Source organism: Mycobacterium sp. SMC-13, assembly GCF_045311035.1.
In the GTDB taxonomy this organism is placed as follows: Bacteria; Actinomycetota; Actinomycetes; order Mycobacteriales; family Mycobacteriaceae; genus Mycobacterium.
Genome location: NZ_JBJIAI010000027.1, coordinates 51,686 through 76,287, shown reverse-complemented (window position 1 = coordinate 76,287; position 24,602 = coordinate 51,686). Strand labels below are relative to the sequence as shown.

28 protein-coding genes and 1 pseudogene are annotated in these 24,602 nt (G+C 66.5%); 9 read left to right on the top strand and 20 right to left on the bottom strand.

Features of this window, described 5'->3' with window-relative positions:
• The 18 genes and pseudogenes from ACJH6I_RS27315 to ACJH6I_RS27230 form a co-directional block, all read right to left on the bottom strand.
• Window positions 1-181, bottom strand: a 181-nt coding sequence (locus tag ACJH6I_RS27315) for a hypothetical protein (RefSeq protein WP_406784848.1), incomplete at its 3' end; no start/stop codon positions are given.
• Window positions 182-355: 174 nt separating this feature from the next.
• A complete protein-coding gene (locus ACJH6I_RS27310; protein ID WP_406784847.1) occupies window positions 356-1,231 on the bottom strand; it encodes a hypothetical protein in 876 nt (291 codons plus the stop codon).
• Window positions 1,228-1,503 (bottom strand): hypothetical protein, encoded by a 276-nt coding sequence (locus ACJH6I_RS27305; protein WP_406784846.1) that lies wholly within the window; start codon window positions 1,501-1,503, stop codon window positions 1,228-1,230. Before ACJH6I_RS27305 ends, ACJH6I_RS27310 begins: the two co-directional genes overlap by 4 nt.
• Window positions 1,500-1,760: a hypothetical protein gene (locus tag ACJH6I_RS27300; RefSeq protein ID WP_406784845.1), complete on the bottom strand. Its 261-nt coding sequence runs from the start codon at window positions 1,758-1,760 to the stop codon at window positions 1,500-1,502. The genes ACJH6I_RS27305 and ACJH6I_RS27300 overlap by 4 nt, the downstream gene beginning before the upstream one ends.
• Window positions 1,757-2,590 (bottom strand): hypothetical protein, encoded by an 834-nt coding sequence (locus ACJH6I_RS27295; RefSeq protein WP_406784844.1) that lies wholly within the window; start codon window positions 2,588-2,590, stop codon window positions 1,757-1,759. The genes ACJH6I_RS27300 and ACJH6I_RS27295 overlap by 4 nt, the downstream gene beginning before the upstream one ends.
• Before the next feature lie 152 nt (window positions 2,591-2,742).
• On the bottom strand, window positions 2,743-3,597 hold the full coding sequence (locus ACJH6I_RS27290) for a hypothetical protein (protein WP_406784843.1): 855 nt from the start codon (window positions 3,595-3,597) through the stop codon (window positions 2,743-2,745).
• 98 nt (window positions 3,598-3,695) lie between these two features.
• On the bottom strand, window positions 3,696-3,941 hold the full coding sequence (locus ACJH6I_RS27285) for a hypothetical protein (protein ID WP_406784842.1): 246 nt from the start codon (window positions 3,939-3,941) through the stop codon (window positions 3,696-3,698).
• The gene (locus ACJH6I_RS27280; protein ID WP_406784841.1) at window positions 3,934-4,200 is read right to left on the bottom strand and encodes a hypothetical protein; all 267 of its coding nucleotides are present in this window, start codon (window positions 4,198-4,200) and stop codon (window positions 3,934-3,936) included. Before ACJH6I_RS27280 ends, ACJH6I_RS27285 begins: the two co-directional genes overlap by 8 nt.
• Before the next feature lie 185 nt (window positions 4,201-4,385).
• On the bottom strand, window positions 4,386-5,045 hold the full coding sequence (locus ACJH6I_RS27275) for a hypothetical protein (protein ID WP_406784840.1): 660 nt from the start codon (window positions 5,043-5,045) through the stop codon (window positions 4,386-4,388).
• Window positions 5,046-5,280: 235 nt separating this feature from the next.
• Complete coding sequence (locus ACJH6I_RS27270; protein WP_406784839.1) at window positions 5,281-10,002, bottom strand: methyltransferase domain-containing protein; 4,722 nt, start codon at window positions 10,000-10,002, stop codon at window positions 5,281-5,283.
• Between the two features lie 219 nt (window positions 10,003-10,221).
• Entirely contained in the window at window positions 10,222-11,187 is a 966-nt protein-coding gene (locus ACJH6I_RS27265) for a DUF4192 domain-containing protein (RefSeq protein ID WP_406784838.1), read from the bottom strand.
• A 222-nt stretch (window positions 11,188-11,409) separates the two neighbouring features.
• Window positions 11,410-11,646: a hypothetical protein gene (locus ACJH6I_RS27260; protein WP_406784837.1), complete on the bottom strand. Its 237-nt coding sequence runs from the start codon at window positions 11,644-11,646 to the stop codon at window positions 11,410-11,412.
• 163 nt (window positions 11,647-11,809) lie between these two features.
• Entirely contained in the window at window positions 11,810-13,135 is a 1,326-nt protein-coding gene (locus ACJH6I_RS27255; RefSeq protein WP_406784836.1) for an AAA family ATPase, read from the bottom strand.
• A complete protein-coding gene (locus ACJH6I_RS27250) occupies window positions 13,119-14,351 on the bottom strand; it encodes a hypothetical protein (RefSeq protein WP_406784835.1) in 1,233 nt (410 codons plus the stop codon). Before ACJH6I_RS27250 ends, ACJH6I_RS27255 begins: the two co-directional genes overlap by 17 nt.
• Window positions 14,348-14,548 (bottom strand): chemotaxis protein, encoded by a 201-nt coding sequence (locus ACJH6I_RS27245; RefSeq protein WP_406784834.1) that lies wholly within the window; start codon window positions 14,546-14,548, stop codon window positions 14,348-14,350. Before ACJH6I_RS27245 ends, ACJH6I_RS27250 begins: the two co-directional genes overlap by 4 nt.
• Window positions 14,545-15,822, bottom strand: coding sequence for a DUF2201 family putative metallopeptidase (locus tag ACJH6I_RS27240; protein ID WP_406784833.1), 1,278 nt, complete (start codon window positions 15,820-15,822; stop codon window positions 14,545-14,547). The genes ACJH6I_RS27245 and ACJH6I_RS27240 overlap by 4 nt, the downstream gene beginning before the upstream one ends.
• Window positions 15,819-16,652, bottom strand: a pseudogene (locus ACJH6I_RS27235) (AAA family ATPase); the annotation flags it as partial. The gene ACJH6I_RS27240 and the pseudogene ACJH6I_RS27235, both read right to left, overlap by 4 nt.
• A 223-nt stretch (window positions 16,653-16,875) precedes the next feature.
• Entirely contained in the window at window positions 16,876-17,553 is a 678-nt protein-coding gene (locus ACJH6I_RS27230) for a hypothetical protein (protein WP_131810038.1), read from the bottom strand.
• 93 nt (window positions 17,554-17,646) lie between these two features.
• Between ACJH6I_RS27230 and ACJH6I_RS27225 the strand changes: the two genes are divergently transcribed.
• From ACJH6I_RS27225 to ACJH6I_RS27205, 5 genes are all read left to right on the top strand, one after another.
• Window positions 17,647-17,919, top strand: a complete 273-nt coding sequence (locus tag ACJH6I_RS27225) for a helix-turn-helix domain-containing protein (RefSeq protein WP_082981661.1) — start codon at window positions 17,647-17,649, stop codon at window positions 17,917-17,919.
• Between the two features lie 144 nt (window positions 17,920-18,063).
• On the top strand, window positions 18,064-18,330 hold the full coding sequence (locus ACJH6I_RS27220) for a hypothetical protein (protein ID WP_064980274.1): 267 nt from the start codon (window positions 18,064-18,066) through the stop codon (window positions 18,328-18,330).
• Window positions 18,331-18,368: 38 nt separating this feature from the next.
• Window positions 18,369-18,674: a hypothetical protein gene (locus ACJH6I_RS27215; RefSeq protein ID WP_131810040.1), complete on the top strand. Its 306-nt coding sequence runs from the start codon at window positions 18,369-18,371 to the stop codon at window positions 18,672-18,674.
• Entirely contained in the window at window positions 18,661-19,005 is a 345-nt protein-coding gene (locus ACJH6I_RS27210; RefSeq protein ID WP_207547945.1) for an antitoxin MazE-like protein, read from the top strand. Before ACJH6I_RS27215 ends, ACJH6I_RS27210 begins: the two co-directional genes overlap by 14 nt.
• Window positions 19,006-19,184: 179 nt before the next feature.
• Entirely contained in the window at window positions 19,185-20,018 is an 834-nt protein-coding gene (locus ACJH6I_RS27205; protein WP_064980276.1) for a hypothetical protein, read from the top strand.
• A gap of 377 nt (window positions 20,019-20,395) precedes the next feature.
• On the opposite strand, the gene ACJH6I_RS27200 is transcribed toward ACJH6I_RS27205, so the two are convergent.
• Window positions 20,396-20,695: a hypothetical protein gene (locus ACJH6I_RS27200; RefSeq protein ID WP_064980277.1), complete on the bottom strand. Its 300-nt coding sequence runs from the start codon at window positions 20,693-20,695 to the stop codon at window positions 20,396-20,398.
• 81 nt (window positions 20,696-20,776) lie between these two features.
• On the opposite strand from ACJH6I_RS27200, the gene ACJH6I_RS27195 reads away from it, so the two are divergent.
• The 4 genes from ACJH6I_RS27195 (at window position 20,777) to ACJH6I_RS27180 (ending at window position 23,994) form a co-directional block, all read left to right on the top strand.
• Complete coding sequence (locus tag ACJH6I_RS27195) at window positions 20,777-20,989, top strand: antitoxin Xre/MbcA/ParS toxin-binding domain-containing protein (RefSeq protein ID WP_406784832.1); 213 nt, start codon at window positions 20,777-20,779, stop codon at window positions 20,987-20,989.
• A 247-nt stretch (window positions 20,990-21,236) separates the two neighbouring features.
• Complete coding sequence (locus ACJH6I_RS27190) at window positions 21,237-21,539, top strand: hypothetical protein (protein ID WP_064980278.1); 303 nt, start codon at window positions 21,237-21,239, stop codon at window positions 21,537-21,539.
• A gap of 24 nt (window positions 21,540-21,563) precedes the next feature.
• Window positions 21,564-22,664 (top strand): ImmA/IrrE family metallo-endopeptidase, encoded by a 1,101-nt coding sequence (locus tag ACJH6I_RS27185; RefSeq protein WP_165605930.1) that lies wholly within the window; start codon window positions 21,564-21,566, stop codon window positions 22,662-22,664.
• Window positions 22,665-22,701: 37 nt separating this feature from the next.
• The gene (locus ACJH6I_RS27180; protein ID WP_406784831.1) at window positions 22,702-23,994 is read left to right on the top strand and encodes a hypothetical protein; all 1,293 of its coding nucleotides are present in this window, start codon (window positions 22,702-22,704) and stop codon (window positions 23,992-23,994) included.
• Here ACJH6I_RS27180 and ACJH6I_RS27175 read toward each other — a convergent pair.
• On the bottom strand, window positions 23,966-24,541 hold the full coding sequence (locus ACJH6I_RS27175; protein ID WP_064986743.1) for a hypothetical protein: 576 nt from the start codon (window positions 24,539-24,541) through the stop codon (window positions 23,966-23,968). The two genes, ACJH6I_RS27180 and ACJH6I_RS27175, sit on opposite strands and share 29 nt — an antisense overlap.
• Window positions 24,542-24,602: the final 61 nt, after the last annotated feature.

Here is a 24,602-nt window from a genome sequence, read left to right as displayed (position 1 = left end):
TTACGCGGTTGGCTTGAATGTGATTGCGGCGGTTGGTGTTTCGTGATTCGCACCGCTGGCGCGGTGCCGTGGTGGTGACGTTGTGGCTGATCGTTCGGGTATTCGTTGCGCTGCAACCGCTTTCGCGGTTGGCGCCACCGCTTGCGCGGTGTTCCCGAATTGGATTGCTGTTCAACGTCATACCGCAATACTACACCATATTGCCGAAATACGCTGCCCTCCAATGCAATTCCATCACACCAATTTTGGCGCTCCGCGCCGTTTCGCCCTCTCCCCCACACGGCGGTGGCCCGCCGGTTCGGTTAGAGAACCTGCGGGGCACCTGGTGCACCGCGCTCCGCGCGGCTGACCACTGTTACCCGGTGACGTTCTGCCAGAATTCGATGGCGTCGTCATCCTGGTCGGTGAACGATGGGAATCCGTTCGGGGCTGCTGGCGTGACCGCTTCCGCGATCGCGCTCAGCGTGTCTGAGCCCCAGTCGAACTCTGCGCCGAGTGCGGTGCACATCCGAGCGACTGCTAGCCGCGCTTTGTGCGGGTCAATCCGGGCGGCGATATCGGCAATGTCGACCGGGCCGCTCGGGCTCGGGTCTGGCACCTCTGTGGGCGGGTAGAGCGAGCAGGACTGCTCGTGCTGCTCGCTCACCAACTCGGTGGTCTGCGCTCCACATTCGTCGCAGTGCTCGCCGCTACTACCCCACCGGGTGCCGTAGTGCCGTCCCGGCGGCTCGTCGGTATTCGGGTCGCCGTCATAGATCACCCCCTCTCCGATCAGGACCCGAACGCGGCCGGTGGCCTCAGTCGTCTCGATCTCGACCACCTGCGCGCCATCCAGGTCGCTGACGTACCCACACACGGCCAGTTCCGCCAGCTCGGTCGGGTCGGCACCGATCACCAGATCCGCCAGCTGTTCGGCGGCCTCCACGAGGGTGGCCAGCGCGTCGACGTCCTCGTCATCATCAGCCCCCGCCTGACGCCAGCCAGCCACCGCGGCCCGCAGCCGCAGCGCGTCATGCCAGCGCCGCACCGCTGGGCCCGCAGGGCGCAGCTCAGACGCCAGGAACCGCACCTCGATGCCCTCCAGCTGCCCCGTGGAGGCACTAACCCGCCGGACGTCGCGTAGATCGCCCTGGACCCGCACGACGCGGCACAGAGCCTCGTCCAGGCCCTCGGTCACCGCGACCCCCGCCGCCAGGACCACGTACGCGCCCACGTCGAGCCGCGCGGTCATCGGGACACCTCCCCGGCCGTGGCGGCCAGGTTGGCCGCGCCCAGCCAGGCGTCCAGCGCGGCGACCAGCGCCCCCGCCTTGAGTTCGATGTCCTCGCGCACGTCGGCGTTGTGCTCGTCGTGGTGCCGGTACGCCGATTCGCTGTAGTCGGACTGGTCGCAGTCCTCCGGGCAGTGCTCGTCGCACTCGTGCATCTCGTGCAGGTCGCCGAACGCGGCCCGCAGCTCTGCCACAGCGGTTCTCACCTCTGCCGGTGGGGTTGGGGCGCTCATGCTCCAGCCCCCTCACTGATCGGCTTGGGCATCAGCGGCGCGTAGCACCCGTTGACTTTTCGCGCGGCGTAGCGGCCGCCCACCCACGTGAAGACGGACCCGTCACGGGTGGTCACCCGGATCACCGGATCGGTGACGTCACCGACGACCCGGACAACGGCCGCCGGATAGCGCGCCGACCGGGCCAGCACGCCACGGACGTGCCAGTCAATCCGCGCTTTGAAGTACTCCCGCATATCGGGCCGCTTGGCGCTCATGCCCCGACCCACTCATTGCTCAGGCCGACCAGCTCCGGACGGTCCGGCGCTTCAAGCACCGTGATCGTGTAGCAGTACCCAAGGTCATTGTCGGCGCCGTGTCCGTCGCCGGTGAACTCTTGCAGCTGCTCCCACAGCTTCTCGACATCGTCGACCGGCTCGACCGCCACCGTCTGCACCGACTCCGAGCAATGCCCGTCGCTGTAGGCGTTTTCGAGCTTGACGGTCAGCGTCATCCTCTCGATCGAGCCCTCGATCTCGCGGGCAGGCAGCCGGTCGGTCGAGCCCTCGATCTCGCGAGCGGGCAGCCGGTCGGCGAACATCGCCACCGCCATCTCCGCCAGCTGCTCCATCCGGGCCAGCTGGGCGGTGCTCAACGGCGTCGTCTTCGGCCCAGACACCCCGGTGATCACCACCGCACCAAACACCGGACCCGGCCGCCCACAATGGTTCGCAATCACCGTCGCCACGATGTTGAGCACACCGAGCAGCGCCTCCCGATCCTCCACGTCGACGCACATAATCGCCTCATCGTCGACCCACATATCGGTCCGGCGGTCCAGCGAGATCACATCGAACGTCGAGCACCCGATCTGCTCACGAATCAGCGCCCCAGAGTCTCCGCGCTTATCCGCCACGAACGGCACCCGCGTGACGGCACCATCCATCCCCACACGCAGCACCACCGGCGCAATATCAGCAGTCACAACACTCCCCTTCCGGGATTCGTGGGCCTGCCCCGTGGCCTGCCCTACAACACAGAATCTACCGTGCCCCACCGACAAGAAATGCACACCCGACCCGGCAATCCCGCACCGCCGCAACGCCATAAGGCACCACCTCCCCACCCCGGTGCCGGGTGGGGAGGTGGTGCCGGCCGGGGGCCGGCCACAGCGTGATGGGCGGGCCGGCGCGGCCAGCTCCGGAGCGGGGAGTGTCGGGGGGTTCTCTCCGGTCGCCGGCCGCCGCCTGGCCCGCGGTCTTAGGAGGCCGCCGCCAGGTTGCCGGCGTCCTCGGTGCCGGCGTCTTGCTTGGTGGCCGGCGCGGCGCGGCCCGCTTCGAGAATCTTGTCCGTGGTGGTGAACACCGCCCGAATGTGAGCGTCGGTCAGCTCTTCATTGCCCAGCCAGCCTTGGATATAGGCGCGGGACTCCTCCGGCGCCCACTGCGTCAGTCCGGTCTCGTGCGCGAGCAGGTAGGCCACCGTTTCGGCCTGAAACTCCTCCACACCGCGGCAGAGCTGCTCGCCCTCGGCCAGGTCGCCGGCCTCCGAGGTGGTGTGCCCCAGGGCCACATGTGCCAGCTCGTGGAATCCCGTTTTGACCGGGTATACAGCCACGGGCGAGATCGCGACTTTGCGATCGTACGAATAGCCCTGGGTGTTGCCGTCGATCAGCGCAAACGGCACCTGTTCGATGTCCAGCGCCGACAGCGCGCGGTGCCAATCCCATTCGGGCAGTTCCGGCCACTCGATCTCGGGACCGACCGTGTTGGAGTACGGGAATGCACTGCGCCGCAGATAGAACCGGGTAAAGGTCGTCTCTTCGCCGGTCTTCTTGTCGGTCTTCTTGATCGGCGCGGGGTGCCGCACGTAGCGTCCACCACCTGCGACCGGAATCCGGCCGAGCTTCTTCCACGCGTTGAATGAGGCGCACGGCTCCGTGACGCCCTGCGCCAACAGCAACAGCTGATTCAGAAACGAGTACCGGTAGAAGCGGCAGTAGGTGGTGCCCAACGTCCCCGGCAATGTCAGCGCTTGGTTCAGCAAGGCCGTCCAGTCGACCTCCCCGTCGCCACCGAACGCCGGCGAGATTCGCTCCACAGTTTTTGCACTCATGACACTCCCCTAGCTGGGATTTTGAGGCCCGCCCCACTGGCTTGCCCTACAACAGAGAATCTACAACCACCCACCGACAAGTACAGTCCGCGCGGCTGCTACGTCCCCGGCTCCTCGGTGGTGACGTCCGCCCACGGCCCGCGCCGAGTGGCTGCCCGCATGATCCGGCCATCTCGGACCAGGACAGCCAGCGCCATCAGGTCGCCACGACGGTTGTGCGCCAACAGCATTCCCGTACCATCCGGGGACAGATCAGGCGCGTCGTCGTTGGCGTCGATGGTGTACCGAACCCCGCGGTACACAACGGTTTGGCCCGCGAACCGGGCCGCTGATCGGTCAGTCATCAACATTGTCGAATTCCGCTGTGGCGCGCAGGAACCGCTGCCACGCCAGGGACGGCGGGTCACCCGGCTCCGGGCACCGCGGCGACCCCAGCTCAACCCACAACCGGTGTTCGGGGTCCCACTTGTGCGGTTCCTCCCAGTACTCATCCTCATCGAGCGGCAGGACGCCTGCAGCCCGCAACACGACCGCAAACGAATACACCGGACCGCTGTAGACGTGCCAAGGATCGCCCCCGTCCCCCCGCGCTTCATCATCCATGGTTGCTCTTTTCGCTTCTGTCGTATCGTCGCTCACACCAACGAGTTTCGCGACACCCGCCGCATCTGCCAAGCGCGGTAACTGATAAGGAGGCTTATCAGCAGCACCAGCTCCCCGCCCCGGTGCCGGGTGGGGAGCTGGTGGGTGTGGCCGGCGGATTGGCCGGCCACACCCACCTCCGCCGGTTAGGCCTCCTCGGTGTCGATGACGTCGCGGTCCATCAGTGCATCCGACAGCAAGCCGGTGCTGCGCAGCTCGGCCAGCGCAGCGACCACCATGTCGTCGTCGATGCGTCCGGCCGCCTCATCAGCGTCGCGCCCCGAGACCGGTATCCGCACCCGGACAGTTGCGTTCACCTCGCACACGTAGTCATGCGACCGGGGCCGCAGTCCCTCCCGAATCATGAACTCGTCGAAGTCCCCGCACAGCGAGTGCTCGTCGGCAAACTCGTGCGCCGCATCCACGATGTTCTCCAGCCGTTCCTCCTGAGCCCGCACCGCAGCCCGGGCCGCGTCACGCTCGGCGCGCAAGTCCTGCCCGCCCCAGAACGCCTCCGCGATAGCCGACACCCACGGTGGCATCAGTTCGTCAGTCGGGATCGGGCCAGCAGCGACCTGGACCTGCGAGATCGGACCGGACGCCACCACCGCGCACGCGTCCGGCATGACGATCGCGCACCGCCGCTCCCGACCCGTCACGACCCGCTCGACCACCAACCACCCAGCCGCCGACTCACGCTCGCAGGCCGCCCACACCACCGAACCGGCCTCCACCACACCCGCACCAAGCAGCTCGGCCACCGACCGCGACACCACAGCAGCCGAACCCTCAACGACAGCAGTCACAACATTCCCCTTCCGGGATCCGTGGGCCTGCCCCGATGGCCAGCCCTACACCCATAATTCTACCGCCTCCCACCGACGAAAACCGCAGAACGCCAGCCCTATTCGGGCACTACCTCCCCGCCCCGGTGCCGGGTGGGGAGGTGTGGCGATCTGGGCGCCGGCCGCACCCGTCAACGATCGCCGGCACGAGGTTGCCCCGCCGGCGTCACCGCCAGCGGGGCAACTCACCGCGCCATTACGCCGCGGCTGCCGTGTCCTCGCGCTTGAGCGAGTCATTGATGGCCTGGTTCACTTCGGCGAGCTCGGCCCGCGCCGCGGTGAGCTCCGCCGGCTCGCTGACATCAGCGGCGTCGGCCGCCGCCCGGCAGTCCGCGGCCCGACGCAGCTGCTCGGCCATGCGGCCCCGTGTCTGGGCGATCTCACGGTCAATCCCGGCCACCCAGGCCGCCACCATGCCCTGCGCCCACGCTGTGACCGCCTCCGGTCCCCGCCGGCGCACTTTCCCCGGCAGCGGCTCGACCCACAGTGAGCGGTGATCGAAAGCCAGTTCCAGCCGCTGGCCAGGATCGGTGTCGACGATGCGGACGGCCACCCGGTGATCGCTCCACTGAGCCCGATAACTCGAGTAGTAGCGGTTCGGGTCGCGGGTCGTGCACGCATCCTCGGCAACCCGCTGCAGGTCCATCGCGCGCATGCCGCCGTGGTGCTCGGCGAACGCTTCCAGCCGTTGCACACGGGCCGCGCAGCTCTGCGCCCCGCTGTCGGCAAGGGAGGCCTGATGCTGCAGCGTTCGGACGTTCTGCTGAATCGTGATGTGAGACAGGCGCAGTTTCCGCACGCGCATCTCCAACTCGTGCTGTCGCAGCAACAGATCGTTGCCGGCGGCCGCGGCCTTGAGCTCACCGAACGTCAGCGTCTCGTCGCCGATGTCTTCGATCTCGCGGGCCTGTCCGTCCACGCGATACAGCTGCTCGAACCCACGCGACTTACGCTCCACGGTCCCGAACATGAACGCGTCGAATGTGCCCTGCGCAACATGAGAGTGGATGCCCACGACGTCATGCTGGTTGCCGTGACGCTGACCGCGGCCGTTGCGCTGTGCCCACCATGCCGGCGACCACGGCGGGTCCGCGTGGTGCAGGGAATGCAGCCGGTATTGCAGGTTTGTCCCGATCCCGACCTTGGGCGTCGAGCCCAGCAACACCGACACACGCCCGTCGCGGCATGCGGCGAACAACGCCTCACGCGCTTTCGGCGTGGTTGCCTCGTGCACGAACCGGATTTTGGACGCCGGCACACCACGGGCCACCAGGCCCTCAACGATCCGGCCGTAGCTCTGCAAATCACCCTTCTTTGGGGTGCCCAGATCGCAGATCACCAACTGAAACGCCCCCGGCACATCGGACCCGTCATAATCCAAATCCCTTGTGCTGTGGTAGATGTCCGCGACCGCAGCGGCGACGCCCTCAAGTTTGGGGGCCTGCTCGTCGATCCCGACCAAATTGGGATCGAGGGCCACTTTGCGGCCATCGTTGCAGATCACCAGCATGTTGTCGGTATTGGCCGACGGCAAGCGCTTGCGCACCGCGTCGGCCCGCTCCACCAGTTCAGCCATGACGGCGCGCTGGCTGTCCGTGGGCTCGGTCAGGTGGGTGTGGTTGCGCACCGCCGGACGCGGCAGCCCGACACTGTCGGCGCGGACCATCGACATGAATTCCGACAACATGGTGCGCAACTCGGGGACGTTCTGAATCGTCCCGGGCCGGCGCTTGGACCGGAAACCGGACCCGTCCGGGCTGGTCTCGATGAGCACCTTGTACCGCACGAACTGCGCAGCCCACGCGTCGAAGTGACCTAAACCTGTGCGCTCCAACTGTTCTGGTGCGAGCATGCTTTGCCACACGAACGCCTCAGCGAGGGTGTTAGTGAACGGAGTGCCGGTCATCAGGCACGCGTGGGGCCGGTCGGGGTTGGCCCGTCGCAGCATCGACAGTTTCAGGTACAGGTCCAATGCCCGTTTCGAGGACCCCAAGCTGAACCCGTCAGCCCGCGTCGTTACCGGCATCCGACGAAACTTGTCCGCCTCGTCGACGATTACATAGTCCAGCCCAAGGTGTTTGAAGGTAATGGCGCCCGGATCGTTGACCTGATCGCGCAGCTTCTCCAGACGCCCCTGCAGCGAGCGCACCGCGCTCGCGATCCGCTTGCCGTTGTAGCCGCTGATCCGAGAGAAGTTCTCCAACTCCGCCAGCTGGTCTTGCAGCCAGTCCCGTTCCACGGTGGCCGGCACCGGAAGTGAGGTGAAAACCTCGTGGGTCATGATCACCAAATCCCAGTCACCCGTAGCGACGCGGGCCACGAACTGCCGGCGGGCATCACCGTGCAGATCCTCACGGGTGACGATCAGGAACCGGCCCGACGGCCACGCCTGGTAGCACTGTCGCGTTGCCTGTTCGATCAGGTGCAGCGGCACGATCAGGCCCGGACGGTTGGCTAACCCGAACTGCCGCAGCGTCATTGCCAGACTGATCGCCGTAAGGGTCTTGCCTAGGCCCACCTCATGGGCGCAGAACACCGCAGGGGTGGATACGGCACGGTCGACGAAGTCGCGTTGCCATGGCCACAGTTCGATACCGTCGGCCAGGCCCGGGAACCTCAAGTGCGAGCCGTCGTGTTCGCGCAGAACATGCGCGTTCATGGTCTGGTTGTAGTGATCGACGATCCGCCGTTCCCGATCAGCGTTCTCCCACACCCACAGCGAAAACCGCTCTTGGATCGCGGCGAGCTTCTGTTCGGCGGCCTCGGTGGCATCGGGGTTGCGGACATAGCGCGTTTTGCGCGTCGCGGGATCGATCACTTCATCGCGCACCACCGGGGCGGCCCCGTTGAGCCCGATCTGCAGCAGCTCGAACGCGTTCATCCGGTCGGTGCAATAGGCGATGCGGGCTTCGGGCGCGACCGGCCCGTACGCGGTGATATCCCAGGCCGCCAGGGGCGCAACGTGTTCCACGCTGGTCGAGGCGCCGAACACCTCTTGGCAGAAGTCCTCGACATCGGAGGCGCTGACCCATGGGGATCCGAGTTCGATGCGGATTTCGTCGCGGCCCAGCCAGGGCGGCTGGGCTGACTCCAGCGCGGCCACGTTGCGCTCGTAACGGGGGTCCATCGCCGCGGCCGCGAGCGCGTCCCGCAGCTTGGCGCGCACATCACCGCACAGGTAGTCCCGCGCGGTCAGCGGCCGGCCCTTGCTGGGGTCGCGGTAGACCAGGTCACCGAGCGCATCGAATGCCGCGTCGCTGTCGGCCAGGCCGAGCAGCGAGGCGATGCGCTCGAGGTCCAGGCCGCGGCCCTCACCCAGGCTGATCGCCAGTGCTTCACCGGCCGTGCCGGCGCTGGTGGCGGGTTCGGGCCGTTTGTTGACCCTGCGGGTCAGGATCGGCGCCGGGGAGGCCTCTTCGGTGTCCTGATCGAACAATTCCAGAGCGAACACCAGCGGAGCGTCGGGGTCGCTGCGGAACCCGCCCATGGTCGGCGTGCGCCACCCCAGCCGCGGCATACCCGTGTCGGGGTCCGGCTTGCCTTCGGTGATGACACCGCGGTTGAGTGCCCCATAGCGGGCCACGTACGCCTCGTAGGCGGCCCGGCACGTCGCCCGCAGGGGTTCCACCGCGGCGTCGGGCAGGTCCCAGTCGGATTCGGCCTCGACGAGCGCCACCGTGGCATCCCGAAGCTCGATCAGGGTTCGCAGTTCGGCGCTGGGTCGGGGCACCACGGTCAGCTCCCCGTCACCGACGCGGACCACCTGCCCGTCGACGATATGCAGCGAGCCCCGTTTACGGCCTTCGTCGTCGGTGAGCCGGATATCGGCCAGGTCGGCCGGCGCCGCGTCGCCGTCGTCGTAGGGCACCAGCAGCGGCGCCACGGCGGCGAACGCGGCCGCGACCGCGGCGCGGGGGTTGTCGGCGTCAACCGCCAACGGTTGACGGGCAAATCCGGTGAGCCGCATCGAGCCGGCCACCAGCTCCGGGTGCCGCTCCCAGAAGCCGCTCACCCACTCACGGGAGTACCCGGGGCCCACCGTGCCGGCCAGCGCCGTGCGGGCCTCGTGATCGGACGGGTGCCAGCCGTGGGTATCGCCGTCGCCGTCACGTACCCGCAGGATCAGCACATCGGCGACGACGTCGGTCCCCGCGTCGCGGAAGTACCCCGACGGCAGCCGTACCGCGGCGATCAGGTCAGCGTGCCGGCGGATGCTCGCCGACAGCCCGCCGGCCGCGTCGAGCTCGTGCCGCGAGGTCACCACCACCACATAGCCACCGGGCCGCACGGCCGTCACCGCGCGGGCCACGAAGTACTCGTGTAGCGGCCCATGGAACCCGATAGCGCCGTCCCAGACGCGGGCACCCGAGAACGGCACATTACCGACGCAAGCGTCGAATCGCTTGTGCGGCAGCGACACTTTGGTCAGATCGCCGGTGATGATATTCGCCTCGGGATGCAGCGCCCGGGCGATCTGCGCAGAGATCGGATCGACCTCCACGCCCGTGTACGCGATCGATAGATCAGCCGGCGCATGCCGCAGGAATCCGCCGGCACCGCACCCCAGATCGAGCACCGAACCGCCCGAAAACCCTGCCGCCCTAAGCACTGCCCAGGTGTGGCCCACCAAGTCAGCCGGGGTGAAAAACGACGTGTCGACAATCCGGGCCGCACTCGCCATCGCCTCCCCCGCGGTGTCGTCGAGCTCGTCAGCCAGTCCGGCCCACACCCCCGCCGGCTCCGGGTCAAACAGTTTCGACACCGGGCCCCAGCCGGGAAACGCTTCCAACACCTTGCGCTGCTCGTCGTCCGGAATACCGGACCCCACCTCGGCAACAGTCTTCGCGGCCGCGATCGCCCGCCTCGCCGCAGACGCACCCTTACCGCTCACACGGACCCGCGGCGCAGTTTTCACCATCGACATATCCATTCCCCTCGCTGGGATTCCGAGGCCCGCCCCACTGGCTTGCCTCACTGCCAAACAACCTACAACGCACCACCGACAACTCACGGCCACCGACACGAACCGTCCTCCGGCACAGCCTTTTTGATCACCACCTCCCCACCCCGGTGCCGGGTGGGGGGGTGGTGGTGTGGACGGGGACCGAGCCGGCCCGCCCACACCACCACGTTTCGGTTACACGGTGACCGCCGGCGGAATCTTCGCGATCAGACCGCGCATCCGGTCCGGATGCAAACCGCCCTGCAGGGCGGTATCGAGCATGCCCGCCATCGTGTGATCAGGGTTATCGACCAGCGCCGCCTCCAGGGCGACACCGGCCAGCGGCCCCTCACCCCGCAGGTAGCACGACAGCGCCAGCAGCGTCAACGCCTCGACACGGAACGGCGCCGGCAGTACCCGCGCCAGCAGGGTCCACAGCGATTCGGCCGCCGCCGTCTGGTCGGCATCGCCGATGTTGAACAGCGCATCACGGACACGCTTGTCCACCAGGGTCGCCCCGACTGCGGCCAGCTCGGCATCGCCGAGCACTTCCCCGCCCGCCATGCGGCGCATGGCGTCCACGGCGGCCCGCACCGAAACCGCCACGCTGTCAACCGGACCGGGCACACCCAGCATCGGCGCCAGCGCCGCAACCCGTGCCTCATCCACCGCCACCAGCGTGGCCATCTCGGCGCGGCTGCCGTACATCCGGCGCCCGTCCGCCACCGCCGCAGCGGCCGCGTCCGACGTCGCCGGGTCATCGAGCACACCACCGGCACCGCAGCTGTCCAGGCACGACCACCGGCCGCCCTGCGCCACGCGGTCCACCATGACCGACGCGACCAGCCGGTCACCGTGCCGGATCAGTTCCAGCGCCACGTCATTGACCATGGCGCGCAACTCAGTACCGCAGGGCGGGCAGCTCGCCCCCTCCTCAGAAACGACCACCGCGATCACGCCGTCAACATCCTGGCGAGACACCATCTCTGCCAGTCGCACCGGGGCGTCCGCACGGGTCGCGTCGGCCAGGTCGACCCGCAGCGCCGTAGCGAGCACGCCGCCGCGCACCAACAGCAGCACCAGCGACTCCACCGGCGCGAAACCAAGAACCGCCACAATGCAGCGGATCACATTGCCCAGATCACGAACCTTGTTGTGCATGACACTCCCCTTCCCGGGATTCGTGGGCCTGCCCCTTGGCCTGCCCTACACCGCCATACTAACGAGGGGCACCGACAACAACCGCACACCCCGAACACCGGCAAACACGGTGCCGCACAACGCAGAAACGCACTACCTCCCCGCCCCGGTGCCGGGTGGGGAGGTAGTGCGAAATGAACGAGGTGCCGGCCATGTGGCCGGCACCTCGCACCGCGTCACCGATTAGTAATCTTCGTCCCACCGCTCGCCGGCATACGTCGGATCGAAATCCGCCGGCGCCATCGCCGGGTACCGACGGTTGATGTCGTCGATCTTCGGCTGCAGCCGCTCCACATACCCCTGATAGTGCCGCTCACACCGGGGATACCGCTCCCCGCTGCCGCTCAACGCCAGATACTCGACAACCTCGCCGGCGCAGCCGGCCGGCCCGTCCAAACACTCTTCGAAACGACCCGACATGTCCATCCCCTTCCTGGGAAACCTGAGCCCGTCCCGTGACGTGCTCACACCATGACACTACCGGCCGACACCGACAACAAATCCCATACCGCCCAAGGCCCTCCCCACCCTGGTGCCGGGTGGGGAGGTGGCCGGCCTTTTGCCGGCCACCCTCGCGCCGGGGTCACAGCGCCGCCAGCACCGCCCCCGCCAACGCGGCCTGCGGATCATCACCCGCCGTCGCCAGCAGAGGCCCGGTCGCCGGATCCGTGAGCACCGTCAGGTGCGCCCGATGCCGACTGAGCGTGACGCACAAACGCCCCGCGTCCAACGCAAACGGCTCCACGGTGCGATACCCGGCCATCGGATGCAACGCCACCACCGCAGGGCGCTCCAACCCCTGCAACCCGTTCACGGTGCCCACCAACACATCTGGCATGTCGGACAGCATCGCCCGCACGGCCCCGGCCTGCGCCACATGCGGCACCACCACCGCAATGTCTTGCGCTGTCAGCGGGGAGCACTGCCCACCGCGCCGGTACTCGTGCCAAGTCAATTCCCGCACCCGCGCCGCCAGCGCCCCCAGCAGCGCCGGATCGGTCGGCCCGTGCAGCGCCTCGGTCGGGCGGGCCACAATCTCGGGCAGCACCGTCCCGTCAGGGCCGATCACCGCCTCGTCGGGACGCCGCGACGTAAACGGCATCTGCGGATAGAAGTACTCCGAGAGCAGCGTGCAGGTCTGCGGTCCCAGCCGCCACGAGTTCGTCAACTGGTGCACGGTGATGGCCTCCCCATGCGCGGCAATCAGCGCATCCGGCGCGCTGCGATGCGGCCCGGTGGCCTCCCCGTCCCACTTCTCGGTCGAGCCGGTCACCACCGGGGCGACCTGGCCGGGGTCACCCACGCACACCACCTGGCGGGCCAGCGCTCCAAGCGCCCCCAGGTCGGCATAGGTGCACTGCCAGGCCTCGTCCACCAGCAGCACGTCCGCACCGGCCAGGGTCGGATCGACGTACAACCACCGGGCAGCCGTACCCACCAGGATTTCGCCCCCGGTCGAGTACTGCCACCGCACACTGCGCCCCGCCACCGTGCGAATGCCGTCCACCACAACGGGTTTCTTCCCGGCCCCCGACACGATCAGCGACATACGGTCGCTCACCGCCGCGATGCGCCGCGCCAACTCGGCGCACTGCTCACGGGTCTGCGCGGCCACCGCGACCCGCAGCCCCACCCGATGCGCCAGCGCCCCCGCCAACAGCGCCACCAACCTCGACTTACCGGCACCAGGGCAGGCAGGCACACATATCCCGGCATCACCACCCCACGCGGCCAGCAGCACCCGCGCCAACATCGGTGAATCGAGCAGCTCGTGCCCCGGCCAGTCGCCACCGACCCCGCCGCCCATCGGCAGCGCCGTCCCGGTGGGCGCTGGACTCGAGGACGCCGCGACCGGGGCAGCAATCGGTTCGGGGTCGGACGTAGTGAATCGTTTAGGCAGAGTGCGCATTTGAGGTCTCCGTTGGTTCGTCGTCGGCAGCGGCGATCATCACCGCAAGGGGGATCGGTCGGCGTGTGGTGGCCGGGGTGCTGCCTTGCGACAGCCACGAGAATCGGCGCCGGTACAACCGGGACACCGCCATACGGCGCGACCGGATCGTGGACACCGACGGCGGTGCCGGGATCACGGTCACCGCTTCCCCGGCACCGGCCCGGTACCCCAAGCGCCCCAGCCCACCGATGGTCACCAACAACACCCCATCGCGCACAGCGGTCCCGTAAACCTCACCGCTGAAACGGTTCTCGCCAGCGGCGGGCATGTCACCCATCGGGCCACCGGGCCACCCGATGACCGCCGCCCCCGTCTTGAGCCGGGTGTCCAGACGCGGCGCGGACACCACGACCCGGTTGCCCGCCTCGCCCGCCCCGGTCGCCACGGCCCCGGTCAGCACATACCCGTTGTGCACGCCCCGCGCCCGCCACAGCGGATCGGCCAGCAGCGCCGCCGCATACAGGTCAGCGGCATCGCATCGGCTCGCCAGCCGCGCCGCCGCCAACTGCAGATTCTCGGGCCGGTCCCAACTGCGGCCCTCGGTCACCGCCTCCTGGTGATGCCCCAGATGCCAGTCGTCGTCCTCACGCAACGATTCCAGCCCCGGCAGCACCGGCCCTGCGGTGACCACCCGATGCCAGGTGTGCAACCCGGCCAGCCCCGCCGGTACCCCCAGCGCCCGCCGCCACACCGCCGGATGGTCAGCACCCGGCGCGACACCGAGCATGAACCGCTGCCGTGTCGCGGCAAGCACATTGGTAACCGCCGTCGTACCGGGATGCGCGGCCCGCTCCACCCACCACCCGGCCAGCGCCGACCCCACCCGCACCGCAACGTCACCGCAGCGCGCCGGATCGGCATAACTGGTCGCCAACCCGGCCAGCGCCCGCATCGTGGCCGCACTGTCCACCAGGGCGGTCGCACCGGCCCCCAGGTCACCGCCCACGCACCCGGCAGCCCGCGCCAGCGCCGCCAACCCCGCTGGGCCAGAACCCTTGTGCACACGGCCATCCGGTCCTACGGCCTGCACGTGCACCACCGGCCCCGTACGACGAGCACCGACCGCCACCACCACATCACGCCCAGGTGCGGGGTTGTGCAGCAGCCGGGGCACCAGCACACCATGGTCACGGGCGCTCACCCGCAGCGCCAGATCGAACAGTGCCGCGCTCACGCCGCACCATCCACACCGTCACCGACACGCGCCAAACCCTTTGCCGCAGCGGCGAACCCATCGCCCAACGCCGCCGCCGCCAGGTCGCCGCCACCAGCAGCGGCAGCGGCACCGCGCACCGTCGCCAGGGTCCACCCGGTCCCGGCGAGCAGCGAATCGGCCCACTGCGTGAACCCGCCACCGGCCCGCCTGCTCATGCCGCCGACCGCTCCGCAGCCGGGGTGACCCGCACCGTCTTGGCCCACGCGGGAGCGCTGTCCACCGCGTGCGTCCCGATCAGCGCCACGATCAGCGGCACACCGAGCCGATGCGCGGGCCACGGGGTACCGCCATCGGTGAACACCACGATCACATCGGACGCGGGCCGAGCGGCCAGCGCAGCATCGATCCCGACCCGCATGTCGGTGCCGCCGCCACCGGTCAGGGTCACGTCACTGATCGACCGCACTTCCCGTGGCGTGCTCGACGCAGCATCGCAGCACAGCACCCGCACGCGGGCCGTGGTGCGCCGCAACACCGCCCGCGTCTCCGACAACGCAGCGGCCAGGTCACCGTCTCCCATCGACCCCGACGTGTCGATGATCAGATCAACGGTGATCTTGGGTGCCCGCAGCGTCGGCAGGATCAGCCCCGCTGGGGAACGCCGGTTCGGTCGCCGCCACGAGTGATGCACCTGGCCCGCCTGGTCCTCGACCGCGCACCGCACCGCAGCGCGCAGTACTTTCGGCCACGGCACCACAGCCGGGGCGAGCTGCCGCTCTGCCCACCGGGCGATCCCCGCTGGCATCGTGCCGCGACCCGCCCCACCGTAGGACCGCATTTCGGCCTGCACGGCACGCGCCACCGCCACCCGCACCAGGTCCGCAGACGCCCTAGACAGGCCCGTGCCGCTGCCCAGGTCCACCGCTGCGGGCAGTTCACCCGGCACCGGCCTATCCCCTGCCCCAGAGCCGCAGCCGAAGCCGTCCGAGCCACCGTCACCGTCGCCGGGGTCGCCCTGCGGGGTACGGGGCGCACCGGGCGGCACCAGATGCCGGTAGTAGACCTCGGCGGCGTGGCCGTCCTGGCAGCCGATGGCGGCGGGGGTGACCACCCCCTCGGGCAGGCCCAGACCCGCCGCGAGCAGGTCATCGTTGATTTCGGCGTCGGCAGCGATATTCCAGCACTGCCGATCCACCGGCGCGTCCATCGCGTCGGCGCGCACGGCGTGCTCGCGCAGCACGTGGCCGACCTCATGCAGCAGGACCGCCCCGGCAGTGGGAATGTCCCATCCGTCGTTGGTGCCCAACATGTTTGGATCGACATACAGGCGCATGTGCTTATCGACGGCGAACGTTCCCAGCCCGACCGCAGCCACCGGCACCAGCGCGAACAACGCCCGCGCGTAGTACGGCATCGTCTCGACCGCCGCCATCCGCGCCAACCGCAACCGCCGCCACTCATCGCCGGTCAGCGCCCTGACCTCGATCACGCCGCACTCCCGGTGTCCAGACCCGCAGCGATCATCAGATCCTTGAACTTGCGCGCCGACGCAGGCGGTTTCGCGCCAGCGGGCATCGCCACGCTCATCGCCCGCACCGCCGCCCCGGCCACGTCCGGTGCCCCCGTGGTCGCCGCCGCGACCAGCGGCCCCCACGCGGTCTCCCACGCATCCTTGGTGCCTTTAGCCGATGCCCAGGCGACCACACCGGACAGCACCGCCCACACCTGGTCGGGGCGGGCGGCGTCCCAGTCGAAAATCGACGGATCGTTGATCACGTCCGCGACGGCAGGCAGGTCCATGTTGGCCCGCCACTCGACGTACTCGCTGCCCGCACCCTCACCGACCAGCCCGAACGCTGCCGCCGCAATGGCAGCGGTGTCATCGCGCCGCAGGTAGACCAGCACCCGCGCCAGCGCATGCCACGACCGGTGCGACGGCCACGGACGGCCAGCGGCCTCGTCGGTGTCGGGGTACCGGTTGCGCAATTCGGGACGAGCCTCGATGAACGCGGCCAACGCCCCGATTTCCTCGGCGGCGCGAAGATCATCAGCGGCCACCGCCCGCGATGCCGGCAAGGTGGCGAATCCGGTGCGCAGCCCGGTCAGCCACTCATCGGCACTCGGCTCAAAATCGATGTGCAGGAACCGGTTTGCGGTCGGCGCGTCCAGATCGGTGCCACCGGCAGCCTGGTCGGGCGGGTTGGCAGCGGCCACGATGCGCACGGCGTCGGGCAGTTTCACCCGGCCCACCATGCGCTCTTGAATCACGGTCAGCATCGCTGCCCGAACACTCGGGCTGCTGGTGGTCAGTTCGTCGAGTTTTCCGATCATGTCAACGGCTTTGTTGTGTTCTACAAGTGGATTTTCATGACACACAGATGTACGCGACGTGTCCGCCCTTGGGTACCCTCATCCTCCCCCGGGGTTCCGTGTTCGATGTGTCCGCGCCGGCGCCGTGAACCGGGATGCGACTCAGCCCACCGTGCGGGCTCATATCAATCCAGTTGTCGAGCCTCAGCGATGGTGTCCACCGCTCCACAGATCACATCGGACGACCCGCATCTGCCCTGGGACGCTCAGTGTCGCCGCTGTTTGATGGGGTTGTTCGCTGCCGGCGCTTCGCTTCGGCACGCTGCAGCCGCTCGACTTTGGCTGTAGGTCCCCGCCGAATCTCGGCTCCTTCGAATCGGATCCAGCCGGTGGCCGTTAACCACGGCAGTTGGTCTCGAATAGATTTCTTTGAGCGAAGCGATTGAGGTCCGTTCGCCGACCGCACTTCTCGCGCCAACTCCTCCAGAAGTGGGCTGCGATGATGCCGATACCTGAATGTGCCGATCGCCTGTGCGATCGGTCGCCCGAGCGTTTCAGACAATCCATGCGCAGTCGCGCCGGCGCGGCGCGCGAAGTACCGCGGCCCAGCGCACAGGGATCGGGCCTGCAGGTGACTGACGATCCATCCCCGTCCCGCCGCCCTACGCATCAACACACGCATCACATCGCGGCCGGAATCCGCGGACAACGCGGACACGGTTTCGCGAATTGTATTGTTCTGCAGCACTTCTCGCCATGTGGGGCCGGTTCCATGATCACGCCAATGGCGGTTGGCCAGCGTGGCCACCACCAGCCCGAATCGGTCGACGTCGGCTAACGGCAACTCACGTGCGAGACCCAGCCAATGCTCTTCGGGACATTCAGGAAGTCGTGTCGTCGTCGGGGTCATCTCACTCTCCACCAAAATGCAACTCGCTGCAATCGAATCAATGCCCTACTAGCAGGGCAGACTAATGGGTCTAGTTGCCACTACTTGGATAGGGTGCCCACCCGCCCGACACAAGTCGACCCCGAACGAGCGGCGCAGTGGGCACGACATCGGGCGGCAGTGGGGACGCGAATAAGGGCCTTGCGCGAGGAACGGGGCCTGACACAGGAGGCGCTTGCTCTATCGTGCGGCGTCAGCCGCAACATCCTTATCGATGTCGAGCACGGACGTCGTAGCCTGTTGTTCGAGCGGCTGTTCGATATTGCGGAATCACTTGGGGTGGCGGGTAGCGACTTGCTCGACTGCGGCCCAACCGCCCGATCGTGATCCATACTTTTGCGGTACCAAGCCTCCGATCCCTCGCCGGCGCAGCGTGGTCGAATCACCCCTGCCTCGTTGAACATCGTCCAGCGACAAGTCCGGTCGCCGTAAGCACCGAGCCCCATTAGTAGTGGTGGCTATCAACAAGTCGTGTCGGATCAAGATGACATCGCACGGCGTGTTGCCGACAGCATTCCCGCTGATATGGACCACGCGGACACTGCGGCCCAAATCGGTATCACCGCTGAAGTTTTCGCAGAAACACGCAACGGCCATCGGCCCCTCTCATCCATCGAAATCGTCCTGCTAGGAGAGACTTTGGACGTCAGCGACCATTGGCTAGTCACGGGCAATCCGGACCCCTATCGCCTTGCAGACGCCCGACGCAAGATCATCGAGCCTGGTCAGCGGCGCTAAGATAGTCTCCAGCACCAAAACGTAAGTAGGTCGATGCCATGGCAGTCGAAGCGAATGGCGGGACTCGCGGGTCATCGATCCGCGGCCGCGACGCCCTGGTGGCGTCGGGCGCTCTGATCCCGGCCCTTTGTCCGGAGAATCTTCGCGACCTCGCTACCGAGACGGCGTCCCGCCATGACCGGACATTGACGGACATCCTTCTCAAAATGCGCGATGAGAACCATGCGACACATGAAATCGCCTTTGCAACTGGAGATGTAGTCGAACTGGCCGAGACCGAGAACTCCGTTGTCCTCGAAGTGTGCAATGCCCGGAGCCACACGGTGGGCGATGGAATCGACTAATCATCGGGAGGGCATCTCCCTGGCCGAGATCAAGCAATCTGCGATCTACCGACGACCGACATCCGCCGGCTACCAGGAGGCGATGCTGGAAATGGTCGAACGGGGTCGTGACGCCGCAGGTCGCATTGGGACCGCGAACAGCGAACACGATGACGAAAGCACCCAGAGCCAAACCGCTGATCAGACAACAGCGACATCGGCATTCGCCGCCCAAGCCCATCGCCAATCAGCCCTGACCGCCGCCGCCAGCCACGCAGCCGAAGACCAAGCCTGGGTCGACGACATCTCCCAATTCAACGACCACCGTTTCGATTCGCAATCAGCAGACTGATATAGCAGTTGCCCTGCGGGTCAAGGAATTAGGACGCTATGAGTGATGGCAAGGTGTCCTGTAGTCGTCGTGCGTAGCCATAGCTCCGCGCTTATGGACGGCAAATTGTCGGTGCCCCCGATTACGTTGGGCCGCAGCGAGCACAACGCCGCGACATCGACTTTTGGAGGGGGACCAAAATGGACATCGGGGTTGGGTCATTCGTGGGGATCATCAAGGGCCTGGCAGGTTTTGGACTCGGTATGGTTGGTTCGCCACTGCGGATCACCGTTCTTGAAGGTCAGGACCGCCAGAAGGTGGTCACCGAGGCGTCGATACGGTCCGGGGCGAACGCGCGGGTCATTCCACGCTGGGTGCCCGGTGATTCAGACACGCCGCCACCTACCGAAATGTTCGATGCCGAGAACCTCTACCTCAGCATCGAGAAGGTAGCCCATGAGCAGCGGTGGCTGCCTGTCGATCAGGATCGTGTTGTTCTGCATATCTACAACAAGTCCGATGACGCCGTATTTTTCAACCGGGTTTGGGCAACGGCGCACCCCGTGCTGACGGCGCCGATGCGTGGGTGCGTGGTGCAACTTGGAGCCGGCGGAAGCCTCGTTCAGACGTTCGGTCTGTCAGTCGCTCTGCATTCGGACCGCAGCTGCAGCGTGTCAGCGAATCTCGATTTGAACGAAATGGATTTGACAACGCGCTCTTTTCAGCTGGGCCCGCGAGAATCACTGCACCTACTCGTGGATGCGGGTATCGGTATAGGCGAGACATCACCGGTCATCGATTGGTGCCTGTGGTTCGAATTGGATGCCAACCGCGGGCTGCGATCCCGCCGTCAGGTTCGGGTCCCGGCAGCGCGCAAATATCAGATAGGTCCGCGGCGGACGTTCCGGATCGTTAACGGAACCGGCATGTCCAGGTTCGTGACGCAGTCGACCGACACTGCAGCCTCATTTACCTGGCACCTAGAGCCTGCTCTGCCGCCCGTGCTGACGCACGCCCCAGAAGATGCCACCTGATCACGCTGCATCGTTCGGTCCCGCGTTCCTCACTGACATGAGACCGCGCCGCGAGGTACCGATAGATGTAGGTGTCTGCATCGGTTGGATCTGATCCCTGCCCTTCGTGGTCGTCAAGGCGGCGCACCGCGAGGCAAGCTGCTCCGGCAGATGCCTGAGGGGAAGTTGCCAAGCCGTTTGGGCCGATTCGACGCGGCCATCCGCCCGCCAGCCGCGTACCTAACCTCTCGCGTCAGCACAGCTCGCCCATCGGCAAGTTCAGCGTCTCTCCGAGGCGGACAACGCCGAGGCGTCGCCGGGGCTCTAACCTACGCATCGTGACGACCGGGCAGAGGTGTCTTGCGGTCGTGCAGCCAAAGCCAACATGGCGCTCCGCGTCAGGGTGCTGAATGCGGTTGGCAGGCGTGCACAATGCGGTACGGATCTGGGTTTCCGGTGATCAACCAGTGCACATCGACGTCCAGGATGTCTGCGAGTAAAGCGAGCTCGACCGACGCGAACCGCCCGCGGAATCGCTGAAATCCGGCGCCGGAGCTGCTGGCGACGTCCTGACCTATACCGAGCAGGCACGCCAAGTCATCTACCGTAATGTCAAGTCTGCCAGCTAATTCCGCATGCGACATCGCCGCAGGCACGCTGTCGCGAACGCGTTGGGCGAGCTCGTCGTAGTACGACATGATTCGACCCTACTGACCCGACACAGTGGACCATTAACCTTGGTTCTGCAGGGGTGACGATGAACCGACGCGGGAGGGCATGTGGGCGCCGAAGTGGACGGCCCAAATGCTGTGCCGCAGGCTGATGTGTACGCACGAGCGCGCCTAGTTTGGGCCGGCGCGTCGGCCGATATCTGGATGGAAAGCGCCAACGCATTTCTGGGTGGGGCGCGACCACTCGATGTTCTGCTCACCGACGGATCCTCTCGCGTCCTTCTCGCGTTGGATGCCGAGACGTGGGGTGGCGGTGCGTGAAATACCGCTGCGCACAAGCCACGATCGGTGGCCCACATCCGCTCTCGCACCAACTCGTGATGTCCGAGGTCTCCAACCGCTGATCACCATCGCGCACGCCGTTGACGCCGCTACCTCGTCGCGAAAAACCACGGCTTTCCGCCGCTGATCGGGCAGCGATCATGATGCCGGCAACGCGGCGTCAGACCTGATATCGTTTACCTGGGAGGTAAACAATATTTTGGATATAGACTTCACTGATCCCGCGATGGCGCGGCTGACGGCCAGTGCGCGCGTGATGCAGCGCGACTTGGGAGCACTTCGAGCACGCAAGCTCGCGGTGCGACTGGCCGCGTTGCGCGCGGTCGATTTCGCCGTTGACCTCCTGCCGCTGCCCGGACGGTGGCATGTCCTCGCGGGCAACTGGAAGGGCCACATGTCCGCTGACCTCGATCACCCGTACCGGCTGTTGGTTCGTCCGCGGGAGCCCGCGCCACTGACCGGTGACGGGGGAATCGATTGGACGGCAACGACCGCCATGACCGTCGTCGGCATCGTCGATACCCACTAATGCGACCCAGAAAGGAGGACGATGATGACAACTGAATCGCTAGAGCCTGACTATGCGGTTCCGCCGGGCGATACGTTGGCCGAGTGGCTTGAGGAACGCCGCATGAAGCAGGCCGAATTCGCCTCGCGAATCAACATCAGCGAGAAAGCGCTGAGTCAAATCATCAGCGGGTCAGCGCCATTGACGCGAGCCACGGCCGCCAAACTGGAGTTGGTCACTGGTATCGCTGCACGCACCTGGAACAACCTGGAGGCGCTGTACCAAGACGATCGTGCCCGAATCTCACAGCGCAGCGAGTTCGAACGCCACAGCGACTGGCTCGCTGAAATGCCCGCCACCGCCCTGCGCAAGTTGGGGATCATCACCTCTACCAACCACGACAAAGCAGCCCTGGTGCGTCAGCTACTGGAGTTCTTCGGTGTCTCAGACCCCGACGCCTGGCGACGGCTGTGGCTGGGAGAGCAGGCCGTCGCGTTGCGTCAGTCGCCGGCGTTTACGGCCGATCCGGCCGCTGTCGCCGCGTGGCTGCGCCTCGGCGAACTCGAAGCCGAACAGTTCGAGGTTGCAGCCTTTAGCGCGGCAAGGCTGCGCGCGAGCCTTCCTGAGCTGCGGGCGTTGACTCGCCAGCCGGATCCGGCTGTCTTCGTCGATCGGATGGTCCACGTCGCTGCCGAGTGCGGGGTTGCAGTGGTGTTCGTTCCCGAGATCCCGGGGGCGCGTTGCTCCGGTGCGGCTCGATGGGTTCACTCCCGACCAATAGTGCAATTGTCATTGCGATTCGGCACTGACGACCACCTCTGGTTCACGTTTTTCCACGAGCTGGCACACATCTTGTTACACGGCAAGAAGGATGTGTTTATCAGCGACGGAAGCACTGATCACGACACACACGGCGACAAGGAGCTCGAAGCCGACGTGTTCGCCAGGGACTTGCTGATTCCTCGACGGTTTGCCGACGAGCTACCGAATCTGTTGTCGCTGAACGCGATAAGAGAATTTGCTGATCGAATCGGTGTCTCTGCTGGTGTTGTTGTCGGGCGACTTCAGCACGACGGGGTTATTGGCTTCGATGTCGGTCAATCGCTCAAAGTCCGTTACACGTTGGCTGACCATTCCGAGAAATGACGGGTCCAGATGTCACAATCAAGGAAGGGAGATCGCGATGGACACTGACACGCACGGCGAGCACGTAGCCGGCATGGAGCACGGCGCAAACACTGCTGCACCGCGCACTGGCTACGGCCACTTCTCACGTCCGCAGCGCGTTGGCCCGGTCGGCGCACCGCGCTGGCGCCCGACGGCTGCCGCGGCGCCAGTGACGAACACCGCCGCCGAGATCAAACGCAAGCGACCCGCAGGTACACCGGGACTGCTGGTAGATCGGATATTGGTCCAGACGTCGGCGGGGGCGCCGCTTGACGCGATCCTCGCCCACGTCGATCAGCAGCGCAGCGGCCTTGTGCTGAGTCGCGGACGCATGTCTAACCGCGACAATCTCCGCAGACTGATTAAGTCGTTGCCAGAACGGGACTTCGGCGCTCCGGTCGTGTTCGACCCAGAAGGCTATCGGCGCCATACCGCCACCGTGCAAGCCCCGTTCCATTTCGGCGATGAAGGGATCATTCCCGGCTCGCTCGAGGAGAATCTATCCTCCCAGCGATGGCTCGGCGTCGACGTAGCGCAGACACCCACCGGGTTGATCGGTATTGACAACATCGAAGCGTTGGAATCCGCGGTCGAGCAAGCGAATCGGCTCTGTCGCGATGACTTCATGTTCACCGCACCGCTGAATGCGGCGATCCTCGACGATGCCGACCTCACCGCCCGTATTTGGGGGATCCTGAACGGTGTCAAGGCGCCGGTGTCACTCGTTCTGTCGAGCCAGTTCGATCCGTTCGATACCAACGCCGAGTCGAGGATCGCCGCCGTGCGATCGTTTGCGGCGGGCCCGGCCGCCGTCGCCGCGTTCCGCACCGATTTCAACGCGTTCGATCTGCTGTGTCATGGCAGCTTCAGCGGCGCCATCGGCACCGGCGGCAGTATGCGTCATGCCACCGCCGCCGGCAAGCAGTCGTTCTCGGCAGACCCCACGGACCAGTCCCCTTCCGTCCTGTACGAACGTCTCGGGTGTTGGTGGCGCGGTAGCAAAGTCGCGCGCGTCCATGGCCGCAGCCCAGCGCCTATCTGCGATTGCGCCATCTGCAACGGTCGCCACATTGATCGCTTCTTGACCCGGCAGGACTCCGACGAAGCGTATGCCCACGGAGTCCTCATCTGGCAGCGATGGGTCGAGTTGCTTGTCGGCCAGGACTCCATGGCAGATCGCGCAACATTCTGGAAAGCGTTCTGCCAGAGCCGGATCGATGAACACAAGCTGCTCTCGACACAACTGCGGCGGGCGAAGCCGCTCGCAGTGCGCCCAGCATTCAAGGCGTGGGCGAAACTGCCCGCCTGATCGGCTCGATTCCGACCGAATATTGCGGTCTTAACTGCTGCCACAATGTTTCGCTGAATACCCAACTGGCGGCCGTTTCTGGCCAGTCGGGAAACGATTCCGCCTCCACCAGGCATGCCAGCCGATCGCTACTTGCCCGGTACACACCGACTCCGTAGTAGCTCGCCTCGGACAAATCCCAATCGGTGACGGGCGCGGCCGCGGGAAGCACCACCGACCCGGCGCAGTAGGTGGCGAACTCGGACACCGCCTCAAGTCCCCGGCGAAACGTTCGTGCCCGCACGACAACATGGTTGACGCACAACGGCGGGGTGGTGCGCCGGATCAGGTGGCCTTCATCCCAGCTGACCAGATGCTCGGGCAAATCTGCCAATGCACGCAATTGCGTGGGCCGCAACGCCTCTGCGGGGACGGGGACGTCGATTGGCAAGCCGAGCAGCGTCGAGACCATCTCCAGCCTCTGGAGCGCATCGGCGTTCGCTTCTCGGCGCCGGTGCAGCTCCGCGTGATTCAGCGTCACCGACCACCAAGCGTTCTGGCCGCACATCCTGGCATGCTGCAGACGATCCCGCCACGCACTCGTAGTGGGTCCAGCTTGCACAGCGGTG